Origin of the sequence: Bacteroides faecis MAJ27 (assembly GCF_900106755.1) — a bacterium.
Lineage (GTDB): Bacteria > Bacteroidota > Bacteroidia > Bacteroidales > Bacteroidaceae > Bacteroides > Bacteroides faecis.
The window spans coordinates 146,441-152,516 of sequence record NZ_FNNN01000016.1 but is presented as its reverse complement, the minus strand read 5'-3'; the positions used below and the strand labels follow the sequence as shown (position 1 = coordinate 152,516).

Below are 6,076 nucleotides of genomic sequence, written 5' to 3'. Positions count from 1 at the left end.
GATAATCAGCCACTTAACCAAATTTTATTAGTTATATTACGTTAATTAACTCTCTCATTTTCAATCGATTACATAAGAATTAACAGAGTATTGATTTGAGGAAATGCCCCAATAACTGAAAGCTTGGAACTTTAACAAAAGAGGTATTGGTCATTTCAGATACCTTTCGTAAATTTGCATCACGAATGCAATACAGGTTATTACTATAGCAAAATATACTCCATATATAAAACCAAAGTACGTTACCCAAGAGGGTACTACTGTACTTTATGTTCGATATAATTACGATCGAACAAGACGTACGCTTATATCTACCGGATACAATATTAGACCCGAACATTGGGATTCTAAAAAGAAGTGGATTAAACGTGCATGCCCCAACTATGATGAAATCGATACCTGTTTGATTAAGATCACATCTAAGCTTGGTGACATTCTGACTTATGCTAAAGAAAATGGCATAGATCCGACTGTAGAATTTGTCCTGCTCGAATTGGAGAAAAACAGAGAATATGGACTGCGCCCTAACCGGGTAGATATGTTTGAGGCATTAGAGCGATATATATTAGAAAAGACACCATCTGTTTCCGCTGATCAAATCAAAGACTACAGAACACTCCGCAAACATCTGAATGGTTTCAAGAAGTATTCATCACAACCGGTAACATTCCGTAATCTAAACCTGACATTCTATAATGAGTTTATGGATTATCTATTCCATAAGGTTGTAAAGCCAAATGGGACAATAGGGCTACTTACTAACTCCGCCGGAAAGATAATACGATTATTGAAAGGTTTTGTGAATTATCAGATTGTTAAAGGAGTTATTCCGCCAATTGACCTAAGAAATTTCAAAGTAGTAGAAGAAGAGACTGATGCTATTTATTTGAGTGAAAAAGAGTTGGCTGCAATATATGAGCTTGATTTATCCGGTGACAAGCAATTGGAGGAAATCCGAGATGTGTTTATTACCGGGTGTTTCACCGGGTTGCGATATAGTGATCTTTCTACATTAAGTCCTGAGCATATTGATTTGGACAATGAGAATATAAATCTTAAACAGCGGAAAGTACATAAGGCTGTTGTTATTCCTATGATTGATTATGTACCTGAAATTCTTAAGAAGTATAATTATGACCTTCCTAAAATCCCGAGATATATGTTCAATGAGAAGATCAAAGAACTGGGACGTCGAGCTAAATTAAGGCAGAAAATCGAAATAGTTCGTAAGAAGGGTAATGAAAGAGAAAAGAAAGTATATGAAAAGTGGGAAATGATATCTTCGCATACGTGCCGCCGCTCATTTTGTACAAATATGTATTTATCTGGTTTCCCTGCAGGAGAATTAATGCGTATATCTGGTCATAAAAGTCCCGCTGCTTTTATGCGATATATTAAGGTCGATAATCAACAGGCTGCTAAAAGACTCAAAGAATTGCGAGCTAAACTTGCAAATTTGGGGTAGCTGTAAGAAATGCCTTTCGGAGTCTGAATAAATACAGGCTACATCACCGCCCTATTCACTATAGTAAAGCAGAAAAAATCAATAGTATCTAAGGTTTGTTTGACACCCGGATTTTATGTATACCGACACCCGGGTGTCAGATATGTCTCTTATGCAGTCCAAAATTAATTCAAAGCTACATTATTTAATTCTTTCTTATATATTATACATAATAGTGCAGCAAATCTTATGCAAAAATGAAGTCAAGTCAGCCAGGCATGATACACTATCATATTTTTAGATTATATATGTTTACATTATCCATATTCTCCTTAACCATTTGAAACCTCATTGCTTCCTGTTATGTTTCATAGTTACACCATATGGCATCATGAATTCCTCATTATGTTTTATCTTATTCGTATTTGGTATATATATCTTTTTTTGTTTGTATTATATGTTTTAATTTACTATGCAATAATGATTTATGCAAAATAGAATTGTTTGTTTTATAATATATTTCTTTTATATGTTATAAATATAATTATATTTTATTTAATAGATTTTTTAAGATTTTAAATCTATTATCATCCACCTTTTATATTACGACACAATTATCGATTTACATATACTGTTTTGTACCTAAACAGACAACACAAAGACAATACAAAAGACGATATATTATTGTATATTAGTTGATTACAATAATAAAAGGCAGTTTGGACAGGACCCGGAGAACCAGTTGTGCACGGATGATTTTGCCGGGCATTGGGCTCATAATGCGAACTTGTCAGTGAAAGCAATTATGGGAATAGCTGGTTACAGCGAGATGGCTAAAATGTTAGGATTTAATAATATAGCAGATAAATATGCTACTATAGCCAAGAAAATGGCGGTTAAATGGGAGGAAATGGCAAATGAAGGAGATCATTATCGTCTGGCCTTTGACCGTGAAGACACTTGGAGTCAGAAATATAACATGATCTGGGATAAGATGTGGAATCTGAATCTCTTCCCTAATAATGTAATCGGCAAAGAAATCAACTATTATTTAACGAAACAGAATCCTTATGGATTACCATTGGATTCTCGGAAAGATTACACAAAGTCTGATTGGATTATGTGGACGGCAGCTATGTCTTCTGATCAAGCAACTTTTGAGAAGTTTGTAGATCCTCTTTATAAATATGTCAATGAAACGATTTCCCGTGTTCCAATTAGTGACTGGTATGATACAAAAACTAATCAGATGACTGGGTTTAAGGCTCGTTCGGTAATCGGAGGACATTGGATGAAGATACTAATGGAGAAAATGTTGAACAAGTGATGAGCTAATCCAATAAAAGTGAAATTATTCAATATATTTTAAACACTCATCCGTATTATACTAATTATAAGATGTATAATATCGGTGACAAAATTTATTTGCTATGAAAAGAAAAGAACAAATGTTTTGGTTTTTAAGCCATAACAAGATGTGGTGCATTCCACTCTGTCTGACTGCATTTTCATTATTGCCTAGTAGTTATATTCACGCCACTAGTATAATAGATGAAAATACATTAATAGTGAACTCTACCCAACAACAACGTATTGTAAAAGGCACTGTTATTGATGCCAATGGTGAACCATTAATTGGAGTCAATGTAAAAGAAGTAGGGGGAACTACCGGTACAATCACTGATATAAATGGTGAATTTTCTCTAAATGTTGCTCCTAAAACAAGATTGGAGATTTCTTTTATCGGTTATCAAACACAAAATGTTGCTGTAGGAGAGTCGAGACAAATTACTGTGACCTTACAGGAAGATACGCAAGTTTTAGATGAAGTAGTCATTACAGGTTTCGGTATGTCACAAAAGAAAGCAACGTTGACAGGGGCTGTGTCTTCTATTAAATCCGAAGAAATTGCCCGTTCTTCTGCTGTTACTGCAGGTGGAGCTTTAGTTGGTAAAATTGCAGGTGTAAATACTCGTCAACAAGATGGACGCCCTGGGGCTGAAACAGCTTTGCAAATTCGTAATATGGGTACTCCGTTATTTGTAATTGATGGCGTTATTTCGGATACAGGGCAGTTTAGTCAGATGGATTTTAACGATATCGAGTCTATATCTGTATTAAAAGATGCATCAGCTGCTTTGTATGGTGTACGTGCTGCGAATGGAGTAGTAGTTGTTACTACAAAGAAAGGTAGCCGTAATTCTAAAAATACAGTTTCTGTTAACGCCTATTATGGCTGGCAAAAAAACTCCAAATATGTTAGCCCCGCTAATGTAAAAGATTATGTTCATGCATATGTAACTGCAGAAACATTTTCTGGGCGTAATGATGATTCTCGTCGTTATAGTAAAGAAGAATATGAAAAATGGATGAGTGGTACAGACGCTAAATATCAAGGATGGGACTGGGAAGATTATATCTGGGTAAGTGCTCCGCAATATTATATCAATACGAATTTCTCTGGAGGTACAGATAAAGCAAATTATTATGTAGCAGTATCCCACATTAATCAAGATGCAACTATTCGCAATTATGGCGGATTTCGTCGTACGAATGTGCAAATGAATATTGAAATGAATGTAAATGAACGTCTTAAAGTAGGTGCAAGCATGAATGGACGCATTGAGGATCGTCGTCATCCTGGAGTACCGGGAGGTGATGATACATGGCTACCTCGTTTCGCAACAATGAAAAATCAACCAACCAAACGTCCATTTGCCAATGATAATCCCAATTATCCGCAGTTGGTATCTGATCAACCGGAAACTAATTTTGCAATTTTAAATTACGAAACAACAGGAAAGGTCTCGGACGTATGGCGTGTAATTCAAATGAACGGTACTGCTGAATATGAAATTCTGAAAGGATTAAAATTCAAAGGAATGTTGGGGTACTATTATGCATACAACGAACTGGATAACCAAGAGTTCACCTATGAATTATATGGCTATAATGAACAAACAGACAGCTACTATGTAACCAATCGTATGTCAAACCCTTATCGTGAACGTAATCGTGAGAAGGTAGAGGATCAATTTTCAAACTTCCAGTTAAATTTTGATCGTAAATTCGGGAAACATGCAGTCGTTGCCGTAGCTGGATTTGAGGCAAGTCAACGTAAACGCCCTAAAATGTGGATTCATTCTACACCGGTTTCTAATGCAATGGATTTGATTCGTCTGAAAGAAATTCAAGAGTTTAATGACGATGGAAATAGAACAGAGGCTCGTATGGGTTATTTGGGACGTATCAATTATAGCTATGCTGACAAATACTTAATTGAATTAATAGCTCGCTGGGATGGTTCATGGAAATTTCGCCCAGACAATCGTTGGGGATTCTTCCCATCAGCGTCATTGGGTTGGCGTATTTCTGAAGAAAATTTTTGGAAAGAAAGCAAACTTGGTGAGATCGTTACTAACTTTAAACTACGTGGTTCATATGGAGAAGTTGGTGATGATGCCGTTTCTGACTATTCTGCTTTTGATTACCTACCTGGTTATAATTACAACAGTGGTGGTGCTGTAATTGATGGGAATTGGGTAGTAGGAACCTCTACTCGCGGACTACCTAACCAGACACTATCCTGGATGACAGCGAAGATTCTAGACATTGGCGTAGATTTAGGTTTTCTCAATAACCGTTTGAATGTTCAATTTGATTATTTTCGTCGTGTACGTGATGGAATTCCTGAAGCCCGTTATGATGTATTAATACCGAATGAAGCAGGTTTTAGTCTACCAAAGGAGAATCTGAAATCAGATATGCATAAAGGTTTTGATGCCTCAATTACGTGGACTGACCATATCAATGACTTCAATTATAGCATTGGTGGCAATATAACCTATTCCAGATTCTGGGATTGGGAGCAGTATAAGCCACGTTTCAGTAATTCATGGGATGAATATCGTAACAGCATTTGGCACCGTGTAGGATACGTAAACTGGGGATACGAAGCTATCGGTCGTTTTCAAAACTGGGAACAAATTGCTAATTATCCAATTGATAATGACAGAAAAGGTAATCGTACGGTAGTTCCAGGGGATATTATGTATAAGGATCAAAACAATGATGGTGTAATCAATTATTTAGATGAACGTCCTATTGGATATCGTGTAGATAGTACTCCTACTCTTAATTTTGGAATTAATCTTTCCGCATCATGGAAAGGATTTGATTTGGCTATGGATTGGACTGGCTCTGGTATGACATCATGGAATCAGTGTTATGAGACAGCCCGTCCGTTTCAGAATGATGGAAACAGCCCTGATGAAGTGTTGAAAGACGCATGGCATTTATCTGATATATGGGATGCTAACAGCCCCTTAATTCCGGGTAAATATCCGATGATTCGTCTAAATACTGATGAAACTAGTGCTTATGATAAAAGTTCATATTGGTTACATAATGTAACTTATCTAAAGTTACGTAATCTGGAAGTTGGTTACACATTCCCCAAAACATGGCTAAACAAGACTGGCATTAGTAATTTAAGACTGTTCGTTTCAGGTACAAACTTACTGACTCTATCAAACCTTTCTGTCATGGATCCGGAATGTGCATCTGACAATGGTTTGGATTATCCTCCGATGCGAGTAATAAATATTGGCGTAAACCTAAAATTTTAATAAA

At 36.2% G+C, this 6,076-nt stretch carries 2 protein-coding genes and 2 pseudogenes; all 4 read left to right on the top strand.

Annotation, left to right across the window (positions count from 1 at the left end; translation table 11 throughout):
- Positions 1-172: 172 nt before the first annotated feature.
- A pseudogene (locus BLW31_RS25205) lies at positions 173-385 on the top strand (Arm DNA-binding domain-containing protein); the annotation flags it as partial.
- Between the two features lie 18 nt (positions 386-403).
- A complete protein-coding gene (locus BLW31_RS14980) occupies positions 404-1,465 on the top strand; it encodes a site-specific integrase (protein ID WP_010536205.1) in 1,062 nt (353 codons plus the stop codon).
- 694 nt (positions 1,466-2,159) lie between these two features.
- Positions 2,160-2,771, top strand: a pseudogene (locus BLW31_RS14975) (DUF1793 domain-containing protein); the annotation flags it as partial.
- Between the two features lie 103 nt (positions 2,772-2,874).
- The gene (locus BLW31_RS14970; protein ID WP_029425216.1) at positions 2,875-6,072 is read left to right on the top strand and encodes a SusC/RagA family TonB-linked outer membrane protein; all 3,198 of its coding nucleotides are present in this window, start codon (positions 2,875-2,877) and stop codon (positions 6,070-6,072) included.
- The last annotated feature ends 4 nt before the right edge of the window (positions 6,073-6,076 follow it).

Coding starts and splice junctions, on each gene's coding strand:
- BLW31_RS14970 (WP_029425216.1), top strand. CDS start 2,875: ATGAAAAGAAAAGAACAAATGTTTTGGTTTTTAAGCCATAACAAGATG.